Annotated in this window: 23 protein-coding genes; 13 read left to right on the forward strand and 10 right to left on the reverse strand. The window is 65.6% G+C overall.

The window, feature by feature from the left end; translation table 11 throughout:
• Positions 1–32 precede the first annotated feature (32 nt).
• Genes RFA01S_RS10160 through RFA01S_RS10170 form a run of 3 tightly spaced genes read left to right on the forward strand, consistent with a single transcriptional unit; the run spans position 33 to position 2,371 of the window.
• Positions 33–587 carry a CcdC protein domain-containing protein gene (locus RFA01S_RS10160; RefSeq protein ID WP_027495911.1) on the forward strand — a complete coding sequence of 185 codons (555 nt, stop codon included), beginning with the start codon at positions 33–35 and terminating at the stop codon, positions 585–587.
• On the forward strand, positions 584–1,702 hold the full coding sequence (locus RFA01S_RS10165; protein WP_080733190.1) for a sensor histidine kinase: 1,119 nt from the start codon (positions 584–586) through the stop codon (positions 1,700–1,702). Before RFA01S_RS10160 ends, RFA01S_RS10165 begins: the two co-directional genes overlap by 4 nt.
• A gap of 21 nt (positions 1,703–1,723) precedes the next feature.
• Positions 1,724–2,371: a response regulator transcription factor gene (locus RFA01S_RS10170; protein ID WP_032407635.1), complete on the forward strand. Its 648-nt coding sequence runs from the start codon at positions 1,724–1,726 to the stop codon at positions 2,369–2,371.
• A 4-nt stretch (positions 2,372–2,375) separates the two neighbouring features.
• Here the strand turns inward: RFA01S_RS10170 and RFA01S_RS10175 are convergent, their stop codons facing one another.
• On the reverse strand, positions 2,376–3,575 hold the full coding sequence (locus RFA01S_RS10175) for a GNAT family N-acetyltransferase (protein ID WP_032407634.1): 1,200 nt from the start codon (positions 3,573–3,575) through the stop codon (positions 2,376–2,378).
• Between the two features lie 75 nt (positions 3,576–3,650).
• Here RFA01S_RS10175 and RFA01S_RS10180 point away from each other — a divergent pair, with 75 nt between their 5' ends.
• Positions 3,651–4,454 carry a TrmH family RNA methyltransferase gene (locus tag RFA01S_RS10180; RefSeq protein WP_027495915.1) on the forward strand — a complete coding sequence of 268 codons (804 nt, stop codon included), beginning with the start codon at positions 3,651–3,653 and terminating at the stop codon, positions 4,452–4,454.
• Positions 4,451–4,714, forward strand: coding sequence for a DUF2537 domain-containing protein (locus RFA01S_RS10185; protein ID WP_032381663.1), 264 nt, complete (start codon positions 4,451–4,453; stop codon positions 4,712–4,714). The genes RFA01S_RS10180 and RFA01S_RS10185 overlap by 4 nt, the downstream gene beginning before the upstream one ends.
• Positions 4,715–4,806: 92 nt before the next feature.
• Here RFA01S_RS10185 and RFA01S_RS10190 read toward each other — a convergent pair whose 3' ends face one another.
• From RFA01S_RS10190 to RFA01S_RS10210, 5 genes are all read right to left on the reverse strand, one after another.
• A complete protein-coding gene (locus tag RFA01S_RS10190; protein ID WP_094694799.1) occupies positions 4,807–5,574 on the reverse strand; it encodes a DUF6928 family protein in 768 nt (255 codons plus the stop codon).
• Positions 5,575–5,637: 63 nt separating this feature from the next.
• On the reverse strand, positions 5,638–6,537 hold the full coding sequence (gene sepH, locus RFA01S_RS10195) for a septation protein SepH (protein WP_032372953.1): 900 nt from the start codon (positions 6,535–6,537) through the stop codon (positions 5,638–5,640).
• 111 nt (positions 6,538–6,648) lie between these two features.
• Positions 6,649–7,320, reverse strand: a complete 672-nt coding sequence (locus RFA01S_RS10200) for a rhomboid-like protein (RefSeq protein WP_032407632.1) — start codon at positions 7,318–7,320, stop codon at positions 6,649–6,651.
• 91 nt (positions 7,321–7,411) lie between these two features.
• The gene (gene serC / locus RFA01S_RS10205) at positions 7,412–8,533 is read right to left on the reverse strand and encodes a phosphoserine transaminase (RefSeq protein WP_027495920.1); all 1,122 of its coding nucleotides are present in this window, start codon (positions 8,531–8,533) and stop codon (positions 7,412–7,414) included.
• 69 nt (positions 8,534–8,602) lie between these two features.
• On the reverse strand, positions 8,603–9,721 hold the full coding sequence (locus RFA01S_RS10210; RefSeq protein WP_027495921.1) for a citrate synthase 2: 1,119 nt from the start codon (positions 9,719–9,721) through the stop codon (positions 8,603–8,605).
• A gap of 134 nt (positions 9,722–9,855) precedes the next feature.
• Between RFA01S_RS10210 and pdxH the strand changes: the two genes are divergently transcribed.
• The 5 genes from pdxH to RFA01S_RS10235 all read left to right on the forward strand — a co-directional run bounded on the left by pdxH (position 9,856) and on the right by RFA01S_RS10235 (position 15,051).
• Positions 9,856–10,473: a pyridoxamine 5'-phosphate oxidase gene (gene pdxH / locus RFA01S_RS10215; RefSeq protein ID WP_032407631.1), complete on the forward strand. Its 618-nt coding sequence runs from the start codon at positions 9,856–9,858 to the stop codon at positions 10,471–10,473.
• Positions 10,474–10,478: 5 nt separating this feature from the next.
• Complete coding sequence (locus RFA01S_RS10220) at positions 10,479–11,801, forward strand: MFS transporter (RefSeq protein WP_052053171.1); 1,323 nt, start codon at positions 10,479–10,481, stop codon at positions 11,799–11,801.
• Complete coding sequence (locus tag RFA01S_RS10225; protein ID WP_032385849.1) at positions 11,785–12,714, forward strand: aldose 1-epimerase family protein; 930 nt, start codon at positions 11,785–11,787, stop codon at positions 12,712–12,714. The genes RFA01S_RS10220 and RFA01S_RS10225 overlap by 17 nt, the downstream gene beginning before the upstream one ends.
• Entirely contained in the window at positions 12,711–13,682 is a 972-nt protein-coding gene (locus RFA01S_RS10230) for a carbohydrate kinase family protein (RefSeq protein ID WP_032388599.1), read from the forward strand. Before RFA01S_RS10225 ends, RFA01S_RS10230 begins: the two co-directional genes overlap by 4 nt.
• A gap of 70 nt (positions 13,683–13,752) precedes the next feature.
• Positions 13,753–15,051, forward strand: a complete 1,299-nt coding sequence (locus RFA01S_RS10235) for a citrate synthase (RefSeq protein WP_027495925.1) — start codon at positions 13,753–13,755, stop codon at positions 15,049–15,051.
• Positions 15,052–15,271: 220 nt separating this feature from the next.
• Here the strand turns inward: RFA01S_RS10235 and RFA01S_RS10240 are convergent, their stop codons facing one another.
• The gene (locus RFA01S_RS10240) at positions 15,272–16,072 is read right to left on the reverse strand and encodes a carbon-nitrogen hydrolase family protein (RefSeq protein ID WP_032407630.1); all 801 of its coding nucleotides are present in this window, start codon (positions 16,070–16,072) and stop codon (positions 15,272–15,274) included.
• 46 nt (positions 16,073–16,118) lie between these two features.
• Between RFA01S_RS10240 and RFA01S_RS10245 the strand changes: the two genes are divergently transcribed.
• Positions 16,119–16,760 (forward strand): GntR family transcriptional regulator, encoded by a 642-nt coding sequence (locus tag RFA01S_RS10245; protein ID WP_027495929.1) that lies wholly within the window; start codon positions 16,119–16,121, stop codon positions 16,758–16,760.
• Here RFA01S_RS10245 and RFA01S_RS10250 read toward each other — a convergent pair.
• Complete coding sequence (locus RFA01S_RS10250; protein ID WP_027495930.1) at positions 16,732–18,081, reverse strand: MFS transporter; 1,350 nt, start codon at positions 18,079–18,081, stop codon at positions 16,732–16,734. The genes RFA01S_RS10245 and RFA01S_RS10250 overlap by 29 nt on opposite strands.
• Positions 18,082–18,211: 130 nt before the next feature.
• Here RFA01S_RS10250 and RFA01S_RS10255 point away from each other — a divergent pair, with 130 nt between their 5' ends.
• Complete coding sequence (locus RFA01S_RS10255) at positions 18,212–18,886, forward strand: DUF2848 domain-containing protein (protein ID WP_032407629.1); 675 nt, start codon at positions 18,212–18,214, stop codon at positions 18,884–18,886.
• An 84-nt stretch (positions 18,887–18,970) separates the two neighbouring features.
• Positions 18,971–19,330 (forward strand): FKBP-type peptidyl-prolyl cis-trans isomerase, encoded by a 360-nt coding sequence (locus RFA01S_RS10260; protein WP_027495932.1) that lies wholly within the window; start codon positions 18,971–18,973, stop codon positions 19,328–19,330.
• An 11-nt stretch (positions 19,331–19,341) separates the two neighbouring features.
• Here the strand turns inward: RFA01S_RS10260 and RFA01S_RS10265 are convergent, their stop codons facing one another.
• Positions 19,342–20,643 (reverse strand): sensor histidine kinase, encoded by a 1,302-nt coding sequence (locus RFA01S_RS10265; protein ID WP_027495933.1) that lies wholly within the window; start codon positions 20,641–20,643, stop codon positions 19,342–19,344.
• Complete coding sequence (locus RFA01S_RS10270; protein WP_032388603.1) at positions 20,640–21,368, reverse strand: response regulator transcription factor; 729 nt, start codon at positions 21,366–21,368, stop codon at positions 20,640–20,642. Before RFA01S_RS10270 ends, RFA01S_RS10265 begins: the two co-directional genes overlap by 4 nt.
• Positions 21,369–21,370 lie beyond the last annotated feature (2 nt).

The raw sequence follows: 21,370 nt of genomic DNA on the forward strand, positions 1-21,370 counted from the left end.
GCCACCCTCGCGATCTTCGTAGCGTTACTGCCATGAACATCGCAACGATTGCTCTCGTAGTCCTTCTGGTCGGATACCTGCTGGTGCGGCGCATGACCGGCCAGCTCATGGAAGCTCGGCGCATGCTGGTGCTTCCGGCGATCCTCGCCGTCGCCGGACTGGCGTCACTGAATTCGACGGCGCTCTCGGCCACGGCGATCGGGTTCTTGCTCCTCGGCTGTGTCGTCGGAGCCGTGTTCGGGGTGGTCCGCGGCTACACCGTCCGGATCGCCGAGCGGGACGGAGCGGCATGGATGCGTTACTCGTTGGCGTCGGTCGGCCTATGGGTGGCCGCGATCGCGGTGCGCCTCCTCCTCGTGCCGGTGGAGAATGTCGTGGATCCGGCAGCAGCGTCGGTCGCCGGGCAGGCCACCATGTTGGCCGTGGGGGTCGGATTCCTCGCCGAATCGGTCGTGGTGCTCTACCGAGCCATGCATTCCGAGGCCACCATCGTGTGGCGAGCCGACAAGTCCGGCAACCACACGTTGTCGCCTACGCTGGCCGACATGCACAGTCGGGTTCGCGAAGGACGGGCGAAGATTCGGTGACGTCGGCACCCACGCCGGACGTACGGTTACCCGCACTCGACAGCTTCCGGCTGTCGAGTCGGCCGTATGTCACGGCCGTCGTCGTCGTGGCGGCGTTCGCGACGTCGGATCTGCACGATCCGCTCGTGCTCACGCTGCTCGTCGTCAACAGTCTCGTACTGGCGGCCTCGACGGTGTCGCGACGGTCGACCGGTCTCCGGCTCTCGCTCGCCGGGGCCGGCATCGCACTGGTCGCCTCCGCCGCGATTCTTCCTCTGGGCGGAACCGGGGTCGCAGCAGCGTTTCCGTTCCTGTTCGCCGGACATGCCGGGTGGCGGTTCAAGCCGTCGATTGCGTTTCCGTATGCGGTGTCGCTCAGCGTGGCGTGCGCGTGCGCGCTGTGGATCGCCGATCACCATGGTGTCGACGGGTGGCCATGGGCCGCCGGTCTTTTCGCCGGGTGGCCGGTACTGATCGGGTATTCACGACGCAGTCGCCTGGACGCACTGCGCAATGCCCGGCGCGCCACCGACGCCGAATTGCGCGAGCATGCCCTGGCCGAGCGGGCCCGTATCGCACGCGACATCCACGACGTTCTCGCGCATTCGCTGTCCGGGGTCAACATGCAGCTCGAAGTCGCCGACGCGTTGCTCGACGCCGGTCGCGCCGACGAGGCCAGAGCCGCGGTGAGCAAGGCGCAGAGCCTTGTTCGCGAGGGCCTCACCGAAACCCGCAGGGCCGTGCAGACTTTGCGTCAGGACGTGCTGCCCCTGGTGCCGACGATGGCCGCTCTGGTGGACGCGGACGGGAACTTCCGGGTCGAGGGCGAGGCTGTCGATCTCGATACGCCGCAGTCGCAGTTCCTTGTTCGGTGCGCGCAGGAGGCGCTGACCAATGCCCGTACTCATGCTCCCGGAGCGGCAGTCGACGTAGTGCTTCGCTTCGCGGCAGAACAGGTGGAGCTCTCCGTGACCAACGGCCCGGCTCCGTCGCCGCCGAAACCGGTCGACAGTACCGGAATGGGTTTGGTCGGCATGCGCGAGCGCGCCGCACTGGTCGGCGGGTCGATCGCGGCGGGTCCGGACGGGCGGGGTTGGACGGTCCGTGCCACAGTTGCTGTGCCGCAACCACACTGAAGACGACACGAAGGTGAGGGTATGAGCATTCGGATAGTGATCGCCGACGATCAGGCGTCGGTGCGCGAGGCGCTGGCGACGATGCTCGATCTGATCGACGACATCACCGTCGTCTCGACCGCGACGGACGGCGATGGCGCGGTCGCCGCAGTGCAGGCCGCGATGAGTACCGAATGCCTCGATGTCGTGCTGATGGACCTGCGGATGCCGGACACCGACGGGATAGAGGCGACCCGAATACTGAAGGGGCTCTTCCCCGATCTACCCGTGGTGGTGTTGACGACCTTCTCCGACGAACGCTCGATACTCGATGCACTCGGTGCGGGCGCACGCGGATATCTCACCAAGGACGCCGGACGGATCGAGATAGCGGCGGCATTGCGGGCAGCGGCTGCCGGGCAGGCGGTGCTGAATCCGGAGGTACAGGCGCGCCTGCTCAGAGCCGTCGAGCACTCCCGTCCGCCCGAGATCCCAGCTGGTTTGACCCCGCGTGAGGTCGAGGTCCTACGCGCGATCGCGGCCGGTTTGTCGAACCGCGAGATCGCTCAGCAGATGTTCGTCAGCGAGGCAACCGTCAAGACACACATCAACCATCTGTTCGCCAAAGCCCGACTGCGAGATCGAGCGCAGGCCGTGCACTTCGCCTTCACGCACGGGCTGGCAGGGTAGTCGCTCAGAAACCCCAACCCATGACGGCGGGACGCGCTGTTCCGAACGTCAGGTCGAGTGCGTGCAGTGATTCCTCGTTGCGGGCGGTGAGGCGATTGGCCGCGGCGAACAATCGGGCTCGGTGGGTACCGAAGTAGATGCTGGCGAGTACGTCGATGTCGAGTTCGATGTCCGGCTCGGATTCCACCCGCGTGCAGGTGGCTCTGCCGTCCGTGACGGTCAGCGAATAGGTACCGCCTGCGTCGAGGAAGGGATCCCGGACGGCGATGATCAGTGATGTGTCGAGGGCATAGGTGCGCGCCTCGAGGGCAGCCTCGACATGCATGATCCGGGCCCACAGAGCGTCGTGGTGAGCGGTGACCTTCGGCAGCCGGTTGTTGGTCAGCAGGAACGGCAGTGCCTCGTCGCGTGCCTGCCGTACCTCGATGGTGTCTACCAGGTCCACGCCGACGAGGATCTGCCACAGCGCGGCGTAGGCGTCGTCGGTCACCGCGATGAATTCCTCCACCACGACCCGGCTCGGGTTGCGTCCGCGTCGGTAAGCGACGTATCCGTCGGGATGTACGACGAAGAACAGTGCGGTCAGTCCGCCGCGTCGGTTCTCGCGATCGGCGAAGAAGCGCTCCCAGCGGATCGGCGGCTTGGGCTGCGCGCCTGCGGTCTGCTGCTGCCAGCGGTGGTAGATGTCGGGAAGCAGTTCGGTGGCCTCGGCCGATTCGATCAGTCGCACCCCGGTAGCCGGGGGAGCGTCCTGACGGAACTGAGCGAACCGACGGTCGATCGAGACGCTGATCTCCTCGGTCACCGGCCCGTACCCGAAGCGTCCGTAGATCGTCGCCTCGCTGGCCGTCAGCAGGGACAACGGTGCACCCGCGTCGTTCAGAGCGCGGTGCTGCTGGGTGAACATCGATCGCAGGATGCCGCGTCGGCGATGTGTCGGCGCGACGGACACCCAGGACACTCCCGATGCCTCGACCTGAGCTCCGCCGGGAACGGTCACCGACATCGGGAAGTGCATGGCCACACCGACCGGGGTCTCGCCGTCCCACGCCAGGTAGACGTGCTCGGACTTCGTCAGGATCTGCGTCTCGGCCAGGTCCTCGGCGTTCTGGTGCTCGCCGAACGCATGGGCGTCGAGCAGCGCGACGGCATCCCAGTCGTCGTCGGTGGCGGTACGGATGGTGATCGATTCGTCGGTAGTCATCGCTCACAACTTTTCCATACCGGGGTGGTGGTTCGCCGAGGGACTGCCAGAAATGCCGGGTGAGAAGATGAGCAGGTGGTGCATGTAATCGACATCGACGATCCCCTCGACCCGCGGCTCGACGACTTCCGCGACCTCAACTCCTCGGACAGGCGCCCCGATCTGCCCGAGGGCAAGGGGTTGGTGATCGCGGAGGGCGTGCTCGTCGCGCAGCGCCTGCTGAGCTCGCGTTTTCCGATGATCAGCCTGCTCGGCGTGGATCGACGGCTCGACGCGTTGCGCGAGGACCTCGCCGATTCGGACGTTCCGTTCTATCGGACGTCGGCGGAGGTGATGGCCGAGGTCGTCGGCTTCCACCTCAATCGTGGTGTGTTGGCGGCGGCGAACAGGCCGCCGGCCCTCGATCTGGACGACGTGCTGGCGGGCGCGAGCACGGTGGCGATTCTGGAAGGCGTCAACGATCACGAGAATCTCGGGTCGATGTTCCGCAATGCGGCCGGTCTCGGGGTGGACGCGGTGTTGTTCGGTGCCGCCTGCGCCGATCCCCTGTACCGACGGTCTGTCCGGGTGTCGATGGGACATGTGCTCCGAGTGCCGTTCGCGAAGGTGCCCGAGTGGCCTCGTGGCCTCGATCGGGTGCGGCGGCACGGTTTTCAGCTGATCTCGCTGACACCGAACCCGGAGGCAGTGTCCTTGGCGACGGCGATGACGGGGGAGAAGGTCGCGTTGCTGCTCGGTGCCGAGGGGCCCGGTCTGACCGAACACGCCATGCGCGCCACCGACATTCGCGCTCGTATTCCGATGGCTCCCGGTACCGATTCGCTCAATGTCGCGACGGCCGCGGCGATGGGCTTCTACGAACGGGTGCGTCTGACGTGAAGGATCCGGACGTTCGCTGGACCGGTGTCCCGGTTGCCGTGATCTCGGCGATCCTCGTCGCGGTGGCACTGACGGCGTTCGGCCTGGAACTGGCCAGAGTTCATCCGCTGCTCGCGATCGGCCTCAACCTCGTCGTCGTGGCAGGCGCAGCCCCGACGGTCATGCGGTGGTTCGGCGTTCCGGTATGGCGTTGGGCCGTGTACGGAGCGAGCGCCGGTGCGCTTCTGAGTTTCGTGGCCCTGGCGGCTCTGGCGTTCTGAGCCGGCCCGGGCAGGGGTGCGCACTACCGGCGACGTTCGGCGGAATCCCGTCGATTGTCGGTCGTTGTGTGCAACGGTGCCCACCCGAGCCACTATTTGCGGGAGAACCAGCGCTTCTTCGGTCGCGGTGCGGGCTGGGCCGATTCCGCTGCGGGCGCATTCTGGACCGGAACGTTCTGGGGCCGCGGCTCCTGCCCCGGCACGTACATGGTGAAACCGCAGACAGGCAGCGCGTTCGGGTCGAGCTCGCCGGGACGCGGGGCACCGGTGTAGCGGAAGCCGAGCCATTCGGCGTTGGCGGCTTCGGCAAATTCCTGGGGGTGGAACGGTAGTGACTGCGGATCCGGCATCACTCCGGGCGGATAGATCAGCGGGTGGTCACCGGCCCAGAACGGACGCTCCCACACCAGAGGTAGACCGACGTCCTCGTAGATGTAGACGGGGGTGGCGCTGAACGAGCGTCGGAATTCACCGCGCTCCCAGTAGGCGAACGCACCCCAGGCATGCTCGGGGTCCGAGGCGACGAGGTAGGTGTGCTCGGAGGCCAGTGGGCGGGTGACGGATTCGGGAAGGGTCGACGGCGTGGGCACCGACAAGTTGGATCCGCAGACGACGGTGACGCCGGGGTAGCACCCGATGAACACGTGATCGTCGTCCACACCCGCCGAGGTCGAGATGGGACCCTGCTCGAGAGGGACGGCCGTGAGATGGGGGTAGAGCCGTCCGACGAGCGCACTGGCGGCGTTCCAGTCGGAGGTGGTGGCTTCTCGCAGTACCGATATGGGATCCGGTGCGTCCACGTACCAGATCGTTGATGCTTTGGCCCCCACTACCGGCACCTCTCTCTCCGTGACTTCCATCGAAGCCTACGGTGTGGGTGTCGACACTCCGACATCGCGCGGCACATCGGTCACACGAAGAACTCAGTTGTGACCGCTGCTGCGCACACCGAGCAGGACGTCTTCCCACGATGGCATGGCCGGCTTGCCACGCTTGTCCTTGCCGCTGGTGTGACCGGCGGCAGGCTTGGGTGCGGGCCTGGGCTCCCTCGCCACCGGTTCGCGCGGCTGCTCGGGCTCGGGAGTCGGCGCATCGTCCACCTCGACGTCGATGGTCTCGGCGTCGATCTCGCTGTCGGCGGTGGTGCCGTAGTACTCGTCGAAACTCTGCTGCGAGGTCTCGTCGTCGGAGTCCTCGGCGGAGGCAAGTGCACGTACCGGGGCCAGGCCGCGGAGTTGACGTCCGAAGTCCGGGTCGATCAGTTCGCGTGCGGTGTCGTCGAGCGGAGCGATGGTGCCGCCGTGACCGTCGGGCAAGAACTGCCAGTGCGCTTTGTTCGTGGTGCGACCTGCCTGCCACTTCAGCTGGGCGACCCACTTGTTGTCCTCGTCGCGCCAGGCGTCCCACGCCGCGTCGTCGAGGTTGTGTCCGCGAGCGCGGAAGGCGAGGGTGACGATGTCGAGCAGGGTCTGCACAGCCGGGCCGTCGTGCCGCAGCGGATGTCCGGCCTGGGCCATCGACGCTGCCTGCGAACGCTCGAGCAGTACGGGGTGCGCGAACACCTCGACTCGGCTGATGGCCATTCCGGAATCTGCGGCGACCTGTTCGATGGTCGCGCCGCTGCGGATACGGGCCTGGATTTCCTTCGGCCGGAGCAAACTGTCCATTTCGATCTCAATCTGTCCTAGTCGAGCGATGTCTCCGCGTGAGGCTGCGCGGAGTTTGTCGTCGGCTGGAAGCCGGAATCTGTCGCCGGTTTTGGGATCTGCGCACACGACGAACTTTCCGTCGGCCTCGAGACCCACCACACGTAAGTCTCGCACCTTGACCTCCTCATCGCGCCGGCTCGCGATACCGTCGAATTCGAGCCTAGTTCACCTACCGTATTCGGCGGGTGTCCGACACGCCTCGCGGCGGTGGCGTCGGTTTCTTTCTCAGAGAGTAGACAGCTGCGCGCTCGGTTGCACCCGATCGGCCGAAGTCGAGTCGATTCGATTGCGGGACAACGGCATTGCGTCTCGGCGAAGAAAGAACACGCCGAGTCCGAGTCCGATGGTCAGCGCCAGGGCGTGGCCGGCAGCAGTGAACGAGGGATCCGTGATGGCTCCGGCGGCGACAACGGCGATCCACAATGCGCCCCATACTGCGCGCCACGGCATCGTCAGGTATCGAATCAAGGACCCCGCCACCGCAGCTGCGGCATAACTGACCCCGACGTCGACGGCTACGGCCAACGAGTCGGCAAACCAGTCGACGTGGATGCCGACGAACAACCCGACAGCCACCAGTGCCGTCGCGCCGATGTGCCCGGCGCAAAACGTGAGCAGAAACCGGCGCCACCCCGAGACCCACTCGGCGACGGCGAACAGGATGGCGACCGAGGCGAGCCACCACCAATCGGGCCGGCCTTCGGTGAGGAAGGCGCTGGTGACGAGCGTGGCGAGATGACCGTCGGTGAGATTGTGCAGGTTGGTGCTCGCGGCGTGCAGCACATGCCAACGATCGTGCGGCCCGATCTGCCCGAGAGTGACGGTTCCTGCGGCGGTGAGCAGGCAGAACACGAGCGTCACCCGCAGTCGTAGAGCAACGGACAGGAGCCTGGACATACGAACGCTCCCTCCGAGGTCGTTACGCTTGCGTAATTGATAGCAAGTGTAGGCCTCGGAGGGAGCGCTGTAGCTGTGAGTTGGCTGCCGACTAGCTCAGCGTGGACACGACCCAGTCGATGCTCTTCGTCAGTGCGGTGATGTCGTCCGGCTCGATGGCCGGGAACATACCGACACGCAGCTGGTTGCGGCCGAGCTTGCGGTACGGCTCGGTGTCGACGACGCCGTTGGCGCGCAGGATCTTCGCAACCTGGGCCGCGTCGACCTTCTCGTCGAAATCGATGGTTCCGACGACCTGGCTGCGGTGATCCGGGTTCGTCACGAACGGCGTTGCGAATTCACTGTTCTCGGCCCAGTCGTACAGGCGTGAGGACGAGTCCGCAGTCCGCTTCGTGGCCCAATCCAGGCCGCCCTTGCTGTTGAGCCACTCGATCTGGTCTGCGAAGAGCAGAAGCGTCGCCACTGCGGGGGTGTTGTAGGTCTGGTCCTTGCTGCTGTTGTCGACGGCGATCGGCAACGACAGGAAGTCCGGAACCCACCGGCCACTGGAGGCTATCTCGTCGACGCGGGCGAGAGCGGCCGGGCTCATCAGCGCGACCCACAGGCCGCCGTCGGCGGCGAAGCACTTCTGCGGAGCGAAGTAGTAGACGTCGGAATCGGCGACGTTCACCGGCAGTCCGCCGGCACCGGAGGTGGCGTCGATCGCGATGAGGGCGTTCTCCGAGCCGGCCGGACGGCTGACCGGGATGGCCACGCCCGTCGAGGTCTCGTTGTGGGCCCAACCGATGAGGTCCACGGACGGATCCGACGTGGGCTCGGGCGCGCTGCCGGGCTCTGCCTTGACGACGATCGGATCGCCGATGAACGGGTTGTTCTTGGCCACCGAGGCGAACTTCGAGCTGAACTCACCGTTGGTCAGGTGCAGCGACTTCTCCCGGATGAGACCGAACGCAGCGGCATCCCAGAACGCGGTGGTACCACCGTTGCCGAGCACGACCTCGTAGCCCTCGGGGAGCGAGAACAGGTCTTTCAGACCACTGCGTACGCGACCGACGACGTCCTTGACGGGCTTCTGCCGGTGGCTGGTGCCGAACACGGACGCACCGACGTCGACCAGGGACTGCAGCTGCTCGGGGCGAACCTTGGACGGGCCGCAACCGAAGCGTCCGTCGGCGGGAAGAAGATCGGCGGGAATGATCGGCAAATCGGCCATGGAGTAGCGCGTCCTAGCGTCGATGGAATATGGCCTCCACAGGCTAGTCGGGTGTCATGACACCGTCGACTACCGGATCAGGTCCCAGCCGTCGACGGAGTCGGGGGTGCGCGGTTCGGGGCCGGTGTAGAGGGCAGCCGGGCGCACCAACTTGCCCAGGCGCTTCTGCTCGAGAATGTGAGCACACCAGCCGGCGGTACGCCCGCAGGTGAACATTGCGGGCATCATGTGCGCGGGCACCTCGGCGAAGTCGAGGATCACGGCGGCCCAGAACTCGACGTTGGTCTCGATGGCTCGATCGGGGCGGCGTTCGCGCAGTTCCGTCAACGCGGCTTGTTCGAGCGCGGCGGCAACCTCGTAGCGCGGAGCGTTCAGGCGCTTGGCGGTGGCGCGCAGCACGCGGGCTCGGGGGTCCTCGGCGCGGTACACGCGGTGCCCGAAGCCCATGAGCTTCTCCTTGCGGTCGAGGATCCCGGTGATCAGCGCACGGGCGTCGCCGGTCTTCTCGACTTCTTCGATCATGGGCAGTACGCGGGCCGGCGCGCCGCCGTGCAGCGGGCCGGACATCGCGCCGATGGCACCGGAGAGACATGCTGCGACGTCGGCTCCGGTGGAGGCGATGACTCGGGCGGTGAACGTCGACGCATTCATGCCGTGTTCGGCGGCGGAGACCCAGTAGGCGTCGATGGCGGCGACGTGGGCGGGGTCGGGCTCGCCCTTCCAGCGGACCATGAAGCGCTCGGTCACGGTGGCCGCCTGATCGATGCGGCTCTGGGGCACAGCGGGCTGGTAGATCCCGCGAGCGGACTGCGCGACGTAGGACAGCGCCATCACCGAGGCGCGGGCCAGGTTGTCGCGGGCGGTGCTGTCGTCGATGTCGAGTACCGGCTGATACCCCCAGATCGGAGCGAGCATCGCCAGGCCTGCTTGCACGTCGACGCGGACGTCACCGGTGTGGATGGGCAGGGGGAACGGCTCGGCCGGTGGCAGGCCGCGGCCGAATTCCCCGTCGACCAACAGCGCCCACACATCGCCGAAGGTGACGCCCTGTGCAACCAGTTCCTCGATGTCGACTCCGCGGTAACGCAGTGCGCCGCCGTCCTTGTCGGGCTCGGCGATGTCGGAGGTGAAGGCGACCACACCTTCGAGACCGGGAACGAAATCTTCGGGAACGTGTTGAACAGCCATGGTCTGTGGACTCCCTCGTCGCGACTGCGCCCGGCTCTGCGCCGCATCCGGGCGTGCTTGCGGAAACCATAGCGAGCTTTTACGCGGGAGTAGCGTCTGGGTTCGTGTCTGCAGACGAACAGCGCCTGGCCACCATGCGAGTGGACTACGGCGAGCCCAAGGATCTCGACGTCGACGCCCTGAGCGACGGCTGGTTGCCACTGGCCCGGCAGTGGCTCTCGGACGCCGTTGCTGCGAATCTGCCCGAGCCCAACGCGATCGTGCTCGGGACGGTCGACGCTGCCGGTAGGCCCGCGACCCGAACCGTCCTGTGCAAGGACCTCGACGCCGAGGGCGTGGTGTTCTACACCAACTACGACTCGGACAAGGGCCGAGCATTGGCGTCGACGCCGTACGCGTCCATCACCTTTCCGTGGATCGGCATCGCCCGTCAGCTCACCGTCCGCGGACCGGTCATTAGAGTCGACCGCGACACCACCGAGGCGTACTGGCGGACGCGACCGCGCGGCTCGCAGCTGGGCGCATGGGCGTCGGAGCAATCGCGAACCGTCGTGTCTCGCGACGCTCTCGCCGCGCAACTGGCCGAGGTCACCGCGACGTTCGACGGACGCCAGGTGCCGGTACCGCCGAACTGGGGCGGCATCCGCGTCGAACCGGAGATCGTCGAATTCTGGCAGGGTCGAACCAGCCGGATGCACAACAGAATTCGAGTGATGCCGGCGAGCGGTGTGATCGAGCGACTGCAACCGTGAGCGGGCTGCGCGGCATCCTGGCCGACACGACCCCGCTGAAGACTCCCGCATATCGCCGCCTGTGGCTGGCGAACATCGTCACCGTCATCGGCGCGCAGCTCTCGATCGTCGCTGTGCCGCAACAGGTTTATCAGATCACCTTGAGCTCGGCCTACGTCGGCTTGACGGGCGTGTTCGCCCTGGTGCCCCTCATCGTGTTCGGGCTGTGGGGCGGGGCGCTCGCCGACGTGATGGACCGCCGAACCTTGTTGATGATCACCACGTTCGGTTTGATCGGAACATCGGCCCTGTTCTGGTTGCAGGCGTTCCTGCAACTGAACAACGTGTGGATCGTGTTGGTGCTGTTGGCAGTTCAGCAGGCCTTCTTCGCCGTCAATCAGCCGACCCGCAGTGCGATACTGCCGCGAATCCTGCCCGCGGGGCAGTTGCCCGCCGCGAACTCTCTGAACATGACGGTGATGAACTTCGGTGCCATCGCCGGTCCGCTCAGTGCAGGCATCCTCATCTACTACATCGGACTGGAGACGCTCTACCTGATCGACACCATCGCACTGTTCGCCACGCTGTGGGCGGTGATCAGGCTGCCGGGCATTCCGCCGGCCAAGTCCGGTCAACGCGCCGGATTACGTTCGGTGTTCGAGGGTTTCGCGTACCTCGCTACCCAGAAGGTGCTGCTGGCGTCGTTCGTCGTCGACATCATCGCCATGGTGTTCGGGATGCCTCGGGCGCTGTTCCCGCAGATCGCCCACGACAGTTTCGGGGACCCGGCCTCGGGTGGGCCGGTGCTGGGCATGCTGTTCGCGGCGATGTCCGCGGGAGCTGTGCTCGGTGGAGTGTTCTCCGGTTGGCTACCGCGCGTGCGGCGTCAAGGCCTTGCGGTGTTGATCTGCATCGTCGTCTGGGGCGTGGCGATGATCGGATTCGGGCTCGCCGTCGGTGCGGCGACCGACGGAGCGACGACGGTTGCCCTGTGGTTCGCACTGGCGTTTCTGGCGCTCGGTGGCGGTGCCGACATGATCTCGGCGGCGTTCCGCAGCACGATGCTGCAGACGGTGGCGACCGACGAGATGCGCGGCCGACTGCAAGGCGTCTTCATCGTCGTCGTCGCGGGAGGGCCCCGGATCGGCGATGTTCTGCACGGCGCGGCAGCGGCCTCGGTGGGGACGGCCGCGGCCGCCGCAGGAGGTGGTGTGCTGGTGGTCATCGGTGTCTCGATCGCAGCCCTCGCGCTACCGGCATTCATTCGCTACCGGGTCGGCGCAATCGTCGGTAGCAAGACGGTGGACGACACCGTCGTGGACAATGGCTCGCATGGCTCCCACAGCTGAGGCGCAGACGTATTCGTTGACGAGCGGCAAGTATCGCGCCGACGTCGCTGCTGTCGGAGCGGGCCTGCGGGTCCTCGAGTACGACGGCTCACCGCTCACCGAAACGTGGGAGGCGGGCACCAAGCCGCCGCTGTCGGCGGGACTGGTGTTGGCCCCGTGGCCCAATCGAACGGCCGACGGAACGTTCACGTTCGAAGGCGTCGAACATCGGTTGGAGATCACCGAACCGGCCCGCAACAACGCGAGCCACGGTTTCGTCCGACGGGTGGAGTGGACTCTCGACGAGCACACCGAGTCTCGCGTCGAGCAGAGCGTGGACATCGGCACGCACGAGGGTTGGCCGTTCTCGTTGCGATTGACGGTGGCACACGAGCTGTCCGACGACGGTCTGACGGTGACCGCGTCGGCGACGAACACGGGCGAATCGGCTGCGCCGTACGGAATGGGATTCCATACCTACGTGCGTGTCGGGGACGTACCCCTCGACGAATGCACGCTCGAACTGTCCGCGGGTACGCGGCTGCCGCTCGATCCGGTACGCAATCTGCCCGTAGGGCTTTCGGTGCCGACGGCCGATACCGAGTACGACTTTCGGCAGCCTCGGAACCTCGAGGGCGTGCAGCTCGACACTCCGTTCAGTGCCTCGGTGCCGGACGTAGACGGACGCGCGAAGCACACACTGCGTGGCCCCGACGGCACCGCGACGGTGCTGTGGACCGACAGCAACTTCGGGTGGGTGCAGGTGTTCACCGCCGATCCCGCCAACGATCAGGCGTACCCGGATCGGGGACGTGCGTTGGCGATCGAACCGATGACCTGCCCGCCCGACGCGTTGAATTCCGAGATCGATCTGATCGTGCTCGACCCGGGGCAGACCTGGTCCGGCAGCTGGGGAATGGAGTACGAGAAGTGACGATTCTGGTGTGCGGCGAAGCATTGGTGGATCTGGTGCCGGTGCACGAGGGGCCGCTGCTCTCACCGAAACTCGGCGGCGGGCCGTTCAACGTCGCCATCTCGATCGGTCGGTTGGGGTCGCCGGTTGCCTATCTCTCCCGCATCTCTCGCGACTCGTTCGGCGAGCAGATCCTGGCGAGTCTGCGCGATGCCGGTGTCGACATCTCGTGGGTGCAGCGCGGTGACGAGCCGACGACGTTGGCGATGACGACCCTCGCCGAGGACGGCAGCGCCGAGTACTCGTTCTACGCCGATGGCACGGCCGACCGACTTGTTGCCGATCCCGGTGATCTGCCCGACGAGATCAGTGTCCTGTCCTTCGGCACGTTGTCGTTGCTGTACGAGCCCGGCGCGTCGGTGTACGCCGAACTGCTGCATCGAGCTCGGTCCGCGGGCAAGCTGACGATGCTCGACCCCAACATTCGCCCGGCCGCCATCGACAGCACCAGCGGCGACATCACCGCCGACGGATTCCGCGATCGCTTTCGCTCGTGGTTGCCGAGCATCGACATTCTCAAGGTGTCCGAGGACGACTCGTACTGGCTGGGGCTGGGCACGCAGGGCACCACCGTCGACGACTGGCTCGCCGCCGGGGTGACCGCGGTGGTCATGACCCGCGGCGGGGACGGTATCTCGGTGTTCACCGCGTCCGGAGAGACGACGGCCACGGGAGTGACAGCAGCCGAGGAGGTGTCGGTACCGGGCGTTGCCGTCGACGTCGTCGACACGATCGGCGCTGGTGACACCGTGCACGGCGCACTGTTGAGCTACCTGGAAAAAGAGACCATTATCACATCGAAAGCGGTACAGGGGATGACCGGGGAGGATTGGCGGCAAGCTCTTTCGTTCGCTGCCACGGCAGCCGCGATCACGGTTTCACGACCCGGTGCCGACCCTCCCTGGGCGTCCGAGGCACCGAGAGACTAGTTTCACTAGCGACGTTAGAACTGTCCGTTTTAAGTACGTGTCCGTTACACGAGTTCGAGAGGGACCATTCGTGCCCGCTGAGAATGATGCCAAAGCCACCCTCACCTACCCCGGTGGCGAATATTCCATGTCGATTGCCGAGGCCAGTGAAGGCAACAACGGTATCGAGCTGGGAAAGCTGCTGGCGACCACCGGCTACACGACGCTGGACGGCGGGTTCGTCAACACCGCGTCCACCAAGTCGGCCATCACGTACATCGACGGTGACGCGGGGATCCTGCGCTACCGCGGTTACCCGATCGAACAGCTTGCGGGCAAGTCGTCGTTCATCGAGGTCAGCTACCTGTTGATCTACGGGGAGCTGCCGTCCGAGGACGAGCTCGAGACGTTCACCGACCGCATCCGTCGCCACACGTTGCTGCACGAGGACCTCAAGCGTTTCTTCGACGGCTTCCCGCGCAACGCCCACCCGATGCCGGTGCTGTCGAGCGCGGTCAACGCACTGTCGGCCTACTACCAGGATTCGCTCGAGCCCAACGATCCCGAGCAGGTCGAGCTCTCCACCATCCGTCTGCTGGCCAAGCTGCCGACCATCGCGGCATACGCCTACAAGAAGTCGGTCGGTCAGCCGTTCCTGTACCCGGACAACTCGAAGAGCCTGGTCGAGAACTTCCTGCGCATGACGTTCGGCTTCCCCGCCGAGCCGTACGAGGTCGATCCCGAGATCGTCAAGGCACTCGACATGCTGCTCATCCTGCACGCCGATCACGAGCAGAACTGCTCGACGTCGACGGTTCGCCTCGTCGGATCCTCGCAGGCCAACCTCTTCACCTCGATCTCCGGCGGCATCAACGCGCTGTGGGGCCCGCTGCACGGCGGTGCCAACCAGGCCGTGCTCGAGATGCTCGACAAGATCAAGGCCGAGGGCGGCGACGCCACCGACTTCCTGCGTCGAGTGAAGAACAAGGAAGACGGCGTCAAGCTCATGGGCTTCGGACACCGGGTGTACAAGAACTTCGATCCGCGCGCGACGCTGGTCAAGGAAACCGCACACACGATCCTGGGCAAGCTGGGCAACGGCGACGAACTGCTCGAGATCGCACTCAAGCTCGAAGAGACCGCGCTGACCGACGACTACTTCGTCGAGCGCAAGCTGTACCCCAACGTCGACTTCTACACCGGCCTGATCTACCGCGCGATGGGCTTCCCGCCGCGCATGTTCACGGTGCTGTTCGCGATGGGCCGTCTCCCGGGCTGGATCGCGCACTGGCGCGAGCAGAACGAGGACACCACCGGCAAGATCGGCCGTCCGCGCCAGATCTACACCGGCTACACCGAGCGCGACTACCAGGACGTCAGCTCCCGCTAGCTCTTGCTGCACGACAACGCCGCCGACTCCTCTCGGGAGCCGGCGGCGTTGTCGTTGTCGCCTGCGTATCCCGCCGAGTTCGCAGTTACGCAGGTGATATGGCCACTCTTGGCTGCATAACTGCGATCTCGCTGCGTGAGGGCCGAGTGCGCGCGTCGAGTTCGAAGTTATGGACGAGATTCGGCCGGAATTCGTCCATAACTTCGAGTTCGCGGCGCGCTCAGGCGTCGAAGTGCTTGCGGTTCTTCAGCACTGGCAGGTTCTTGCGCACGGCGTCGACCAACTCGGTATGAATGTCGATCGTCAGCATTCCGGGTGTCGCGTCGAGTTGGCCGAGGATCTCGCCGGTGGGGGAGCAGACGATGCTGTGGCCGACGCCCAGCGGGGCATTGCCCTCGGCGGCAGCAGGTTCGGCTTGATCGCAGGCCGCGATGAATGTTGTCGAGTCCAGGGCGCGTGCGCGGGCGAGCAGGGTCCACTGCTCCACTTTGCCGTCACCCGATCCCCAGGACGCGGGTACCACGACGAGTTCGGCACCGAGGTCGCCGAGTTTCTGGAACAGGGCAGGGAAGCGAATGTCGTAGCAGGTCGCGAAGCCGACGCGGACTCCCGCGATATCGAGCACGAGCGGGTCGGAACCCGGTGCGACGGTATCGGATTCGGCGAATCCGAACGCGTCGAACAGATGAATCTTGTCGTAGCTCGCATCGACGCCCGGGCCGGTGACGAGCAGTGTGTTAGTCACCCTGTCGTCGGGCGCGGGAGTGAACATTCCGGCGACGACGGTGATGCCGGCGTCGGACGCGATCCGACGAACGGTCTGTGCCCATTCGCCGTCCAGTGGCTGCGCGAACTTTCGGATGGGTCCGCCGAAGCAGCGCATCATCGCCTCCGGGAACACGACGAGGTCCGAGCCTGCGTGCGCCGCGGCGCGGGTGTGGGTCTCGACGAGTTCGAGGTTCTCGGTGGGGTTTTCGCCACTGGTGATCTGGGCCAGGCTGATGCGGATAGTCGAGCTCACGGTGTGACTCCTGGTTTCGTCGGGGGAAGACAGGTATACATATCGTATGCAACCACTGTCGGGGAGGGACAAGGCGTACCAGTTCGTCCGTGATCAGGTGTTGTCGTCACCGGCCGCCACCGGCACTTTTCTGAACGAACAGGAACTTGCGACTCGAATCGGCGTATCGCGCACGCCGGTGCGTGAGGCGTTGCTGATGCTGCAGTCCGAGGGTCTGGTCGAGATGGTGCCCAAGCGCGGTGCCCATGTGCCGGCGATGTCCGGACGACAGATCGGCGAATTGATGGATCTGCGCGGCGTTCTGGAACGGCACGCGGCGTCGCGGGCGTTGCGTGCCGGTGACGCTCCGATCGCGGCGATGCAGCATGCGTTGCATCAGCAGGAGCTGCTGATGAACTCCGACAGCACCGACGCTCCCAAGGAATTCATCGACTGGGACGGGACGTTCCATCAGAGTTTGATCGATTCGGCGGGCAGTGATCTGCTCTCGCGCACGTATGCCGGTTTGCGGGCGCGTCAGCTCCGAGTGGGCTTGAGTGCGTTGTTCACCGCCGCCAACCGGCAACACCGAGTGTGCGCCGAGCACCAGGCCATCATCGACGCACTGAGTGCCGGCGACGAGGGCCTGGTGCACGAGAAGATCGACGCTCACCTCGAGGTCACGCTTCAGACTCTGTTGCGCGCGTAGCGTTTTCGTGCTGCTGGCCCAGCAGCACGTAGTGCTCGTCCTCGGTGGGGTCCGGGTTGCGTCCGAGGGCGAGGCCGACGAGTGTCACGGCACCGACGACGACGATGTACCCGGCGATCGGCACCCAGCTGTCCGTCTTGTCCAACAGGTAGACGAAGATCAGCGGGGCCATCGCACCACCGAAGACACCGGCGATCGTGTACGCCAACGAGCTGCCGGTGGAGCGCAACCGAACGCTGAACTGCTCGGTGACGAATGCTGCCTGTGGCCCGTACATGAACGAGTGGAACGCCAGGCCCACAACCACACCCAGGATCAGCAGCGGTAGCGATCCTCCGCCGATGACGAGGAAGAAGATCGCACTCCACGCGACACCGCCCACGGCTGCGACGCCGTAGACGAGGCGTCGGTTGATGCGATCGGACACCGCTCCGGCGAGCGGGATCAGGCCGAGTTGGCATGCCGACCCAATCAGAATGGCGGTCAGTACCTCACTGCGCTCGAAGCCCAACTTCTGTGTGCCGTAGGTGATCGAGAAGACGGTGAACAGCGCGTAGATGACGTCCGGTGCGACACGAGACATGATGCCAGCCACCAGGGGTCGTAGCTCGGTCTTGAACACTTCGCTGATCGGTGCCTCGGATCGTTCGCCGCTTTCCTGCAGCGCCTTGAACACCGGGGTGTCCTCGAGCTTCAACCGGATCCACAGACCGAATCCGACGAGTACCGCGGAGAACAGGAACGCCACGCGCCATCCCCAGGACTCGAACTGCTGGTCGGTCAATGTCAGCGTCAGAACGGCAAGTGCGCCGTTGGCGAGCAGGTTGCCTGCGGGTGGTCCGATCTGTGCTGCCGAGGACCAGAATCCGCGTTTGCGGGGATCGCCGTATTCGCTCGACAGGAGAACGGCTCCGCCCCATTCGCCGCCGACGGCAACGCCCTGACAGAAACGCATCGTGACGAGAATGATCGGTGCCGCGATGCCGATGGAGTCGTATCCGGGGATCAGGCCGATGGCGAACGTCGTGACGCCGATCAACATCAGGGTGATGACGAGGAGTTGTTTTCGTCCGATGACGTCGCCGAGCCGTCCGAAGACGAACCCTCCGACCGGACGGGCGACGTAGCCGACGGCGTATGTCGAGAAAGCCAGCAGAGTCCCGGTCAGCGGGTCACTGTCCGGGAAGAAGACCAGCGGAAACACCAGAGCTGCGGCGGCCGAGTAGACCGCGAAGTCGTACCACTCCAATGCCGTTCCGGTGAGGCTGGCCGCGAAGGCCTTGGCCAGGCCTTTTCTATCTACCGAAACAGGTTCGGTCATGACGACTCCTTCGTGTGCCTGGGATCACTCTATCCGTTGTACGTGCTCCATACTTGCTGTATACAAGACGTATGCGCAAGCCTTTGGGCGCATCGGAAACAGAAAATTTACGAGGAGAGGGTCCTTACTGATGCTCACATTCACGCTGCCCGACGGCACATTCGAATCGGTCGAGGTGAAGGCCTTGCTCAACGCCGGGTACGCCGGACGCAACCAGGGGGAGGTGGCGTCGCACATCGCGGAGCTGGCCGAACTGGGCGTCCCTGCCCCGACGGTGACGCCCGCGCTGTATCCGATTTCGCCATACCTGGCGCAGCAGACGGACGCCGTTGCCGTCCAGCACGGCCGTACGTCGGGCGAGGCCGAGTGGGCGCTGGTGATCCTGGGCGACACGATCGACGACGTGCTGCTGACGGTCGCCTGCGATCACACCGACCGTGACCTCGAAGTCCACAGTGTCGCGTGGAGCAAGAACGCGGCTCCCGATGTGCTCGGCGCCGGCGCGTGGCGTCTGTCGGAGGTCGCCGATCGGCTGGACGAGATCACCTTGACCGCGTGGGCGGACGGCGTCGCAATTCAGACCGGAACACTCGGTGATCTTCTCGCTCCGCACTACTGGCTCGACGTGCTCGCCGGCCGTGGACTGTTCACCCGTGGAACCGTGTTGATCTCCGGCACCATCTCGATGCACCCCGGTGTGAACCAGTTCGCCGACACCTGGAAGGTCGAGATGTCCGACCCCGCAACCGGCAATACGCTGACCTGCGAATACAAGACGATGTTGATGCCAGCTCCGATCGGCTGACCGTGACGACGTAAAATTGGTGCCGACCATGCCCAGAACACCGCAGTCGGCGTCGGCGGGCCGGCACAACCGCAGGAGACTTCAGTGACGAAGCCAGTGATCGAATTTCAAGCCGGACCGGCACCGTTGGATCTGGTGACGGTCGACCTCGTCGAAGGTGACGGCGCAGAGGCAGTACCGGGCGGAAACGTAGAGGTGCACTACGTCGGCGTCGAGTTCGACACCGGCGAGGAGTTCGACTCGTCCTGGAACCGCGGCGAGTCCATCCAGTTCCCGCTCCGAGGCCTCATTCAGGGCTGGCAGGACGGCATCCCCGGGATGAAGGTCGGCGGACGCCGCCAGCTCACCATCCCGCCGGAGCTCGCATACGGCCCCGCCGGCGCAGGTCACCGTCTGTCCGGCAAGACGCTCGTCTTCGTCATCGATCTGCTCGACGTCAAGTAGCAGATCTCTCGTCAGCGGTCCTGTAGCTCGAGCACCAATCGGGCACCCCCGAGGGGGCTGTCTGCCAGATATGCGCGGCCACCGTGCAATTCGGCCTGCTGGGCCACCAGCGCGAGACCGAGGCCGGAGCCGCCCTTCGCGGCTCCGGCTCCACGCTCGAAGCGTCCGAACACCGACTCGCGTTCGTCCACCGGAACGCCGGATCCATTGTCGTCGATCAGGATTCGGACCAGCGCGTCCGCGCGCTCGACGCGAATGACGACGGTGCTCGCCCCGCCGTGCCGGACGGCGTTGCCGATCGCGTTGTCCACCGCGAGTCGAACTCCGGTGGGGAGTGCGCGAATCGTGATCTCGCACTCCGGTTCCGACTCCACCCGAACGTCCAGACCCGGGTGCTGACGCTGCGCGTCCTGCGCGGCGACGTCGCAGATGTCGATGATGTCGGTCTCGACCCGGTCGCCCTCGCTGGACAATTCACCCGATGCCAATCGTTCGAGCGCGGTCAGGGTCGTCTCGACTCGGCCCTGAGTGCGTTCGAGGTCGGTCAGGATTTCCTGTTGCTGCGCGCGCTCGAGATCGAGGGTGCGCAGCACTTCGATGTCGGTACGCATCGCAGTCAACGGGGTGCGCAGCTCGTGGGCCGACACGGCCGCAAAATCGCGTGCCGTGTCCAGGGCGGCATTGGTGCGTTCCTGTGCCTCGTTCAGTCGGGTGAGCATGCCCCCGATCGCGACCGCGAGCTCGTCGGCCTCGGTGACTCCGGTTCGGGTCTGCGGCGCCGACGGAGGCTGAGCGCTGACCTGCCGCGTCAGCGTCACCAGCGGTCTGACGGCACGTCCTCCGAACAGCCAACCCAGGCCCGTCGACACGGCGACCGCAGCCAGCCCCAGCAGGATCACCTGTCTCTGTTGCTCGTCGGTCACCTGCTGCGCCTCGATGGCCGGGACACCGATGGAGATGGACACGGACGAGACCACGGTCGAGGTCGCGGTGTAGACCCGAAACCGCTGACCGTCCACATCCACTGTCTGAGAACCGGTGTCGAGGGCCGGCAACCGCGTAGGAGTCGAGGCGACGACGATGTCTCCGCTGCGAATGGTGACAGCGAACGCTCCGGACAGCTGATCGATGAAGGCTTCCAGCGTCGACGAGTTCGGGACCAGCACCTGCGATGCCGTCGTCAGACGCTCGTCGAGCTGGTTGACGTTGTTGCGGGAAATGGCCACCGACGTCACCACGGCCAGGGCCGCCACGACAAGGGTGGCACCGAGGGCCGTCGCCGCCGCGACCCGGGCGCGAAGCGAGAAACTCATACCGACTCCCGCACGACGAAGCCCACACCGCGGACGGTGTGCAGGATGCGCGGCGAGCCGTCGCTCTCGAGTTTGCGGCGTAGATAGCCGACGAACACGTCGACGACGTTGGTGTCGGCGACGAAGTCGTAGCCCCAGACCAATTCGAGGAGTCGCTCACGCGTCAGTACGACGCCCTTGTTGCGAGCAAGAATGGCCAGCAACTCGAACTCGCGCTTCGTGAGATCGATGTCGACGCCGCCGCGGTGCACTCGGTACCCCGCGATATCGACAACCAAAGTGCCCACGGCGACAGCCGAATTGGGGATACCGGGATCGACTGCGGGAATGACCGGACTGGTGCCGCGCCGTCGGAGCATGGCCCGGATGCGGGCCACCAGCTCGGCGAGCACGAACGGTTTGGTGAGGTAGTCGTCGGCACCGGATTCGAGACCGGCGATGCGATCGTCCACGGAGCTGCGGGCACTGAGAACACAGATCGGAATGTCGTTCCCCATGGCGCGCAACGCAGTCACGACGCTTGCGCCGTCGAGCACCGGCATGTTGATGTCGAGCACGATCGCATCGGGCGAGGTGCGCGACACGACGCCGAGCGCCTCGGCCCCGTCCGACGCCGTGATGACCGTGAAGCCGGACAGGCGCAGGCCGCGCTGCAGCGACGACAACACATCGGTGTCATCGTCGACGACGAGGACGGTGGCGGGGGTGCTCGGCGATTCGGTCACCT

The sequence above is a fragment of the Rhodococcoides fascians NBRC 12155 = LMG 3623 genome (assembly GCF_001894785.1).
Taxonomy (GTDB): Bacteria; Actinomycetota; Actinomycetes; order Mycobacteriales; family Mycobacteriaceae; genus Rhodococcoides; species Rhodococcoides fascians.

What these genes read in the sequence shown, in the direction of transcription:
- RFA01S_RS10245 (WP_027495929.1), top strand. Translation starts at nt 16,119, where the DNA reads ATGCAACCACTGTCGGGGAGGGACAAGGCGTACCAGTTCGTCCGTGAT.
- RFA01S_RS10210 (WP_027495921.1), bottom strand. Translation starts at nt 9,721, where the DNA reads ATGGCTGTTCAACACGTTCCCGAAGATTTCGTTCCCGGTCTCGAAGGT.
- RFA01S_RS10160 (WP_027495911.1), top strand. Translation starts at nt 33, where the DNA reads ATGAACATCGCAACGATTGCTCTCGTAGTCCTTCTGGTCGGATACCTG.
- RFA01S_RS10170 (WP_032407635.1), top strand. Translation starts at nt 1,724, where the DNA reads ATGAGCATTCGGATAGTGATCGCCGACGATCAGGCGTCGGTGCGCGAG.
- RFA01S_RS10250 (WP_027495930.1), bottom strand. Translation starts at nt 18,081, where the DNA reads ATGACCGAACCTGTTTCGGTAGATAGAAAAGGCCTGGCCAAGGCCTTC.
- serC (WP_027495920.1), bottom strand. Translation starts at nt 8,533, where the DNA reads ATGGCCGATTTGCCGATCATTCCCGCCGATCTTCTTCCCGCCGACGGA.
- RFA01S_RS10175 (WP_032407634.1), bottom strand. Translation starts at nt 3,575, where the DNA reads ATGACTACCGACGAATCGATCACCATCCGTACCGCCACCGACGACGAC.
- RFA01S_RS10200 (WP_032407632.1), bottom strand. Translation starts at nt 7,320, where the DNA reads ATGTCCAGGCTCCTGTCCGTTGCTCTACGACTGCGGGTGACGCTCGTG.
- RFA01S_RS10255 (WP_032407629.1), top strand. Translation starts at nt 18,212, where the DNA reads ATGCTCACATTCACGCTGCCCGACGGCACATTCGAATCGGTCGAGGTG.
- RFA01S_RS10225 (WP_032385849.1), top strand. Translation starts at nt 11,785, where the DNA reads ATGGCTCCCACAGCTGAGGCGCAGACGTATTCGTTGACGAGCGGCAAG.
- pdxH (WP_032407631.1), top strand. Translation starts at nt 9,856, where the DNA reads ATGCGAGTGGACTACGGCGAGCCCAAGGATCTCGACGTCGACGCCCTG.
- RFA01S_RS10190 (WP_094694799.1), bottom strand. Translation starts at nt 5,574, where the DNA reads ATGGAAGTCACGGAGAGAGAGGTGCCGGTAGTGGGGGCCAAAGCATCA.
- RFA01S_RS10265 (WP_027495933.1), bottom strand. Translation starts at nt 20,643, where the DNA reads ATGAGTTTCTCGCTTCGCGCCCGGGTCGCGGCGGCGACGGCCCTCGGT.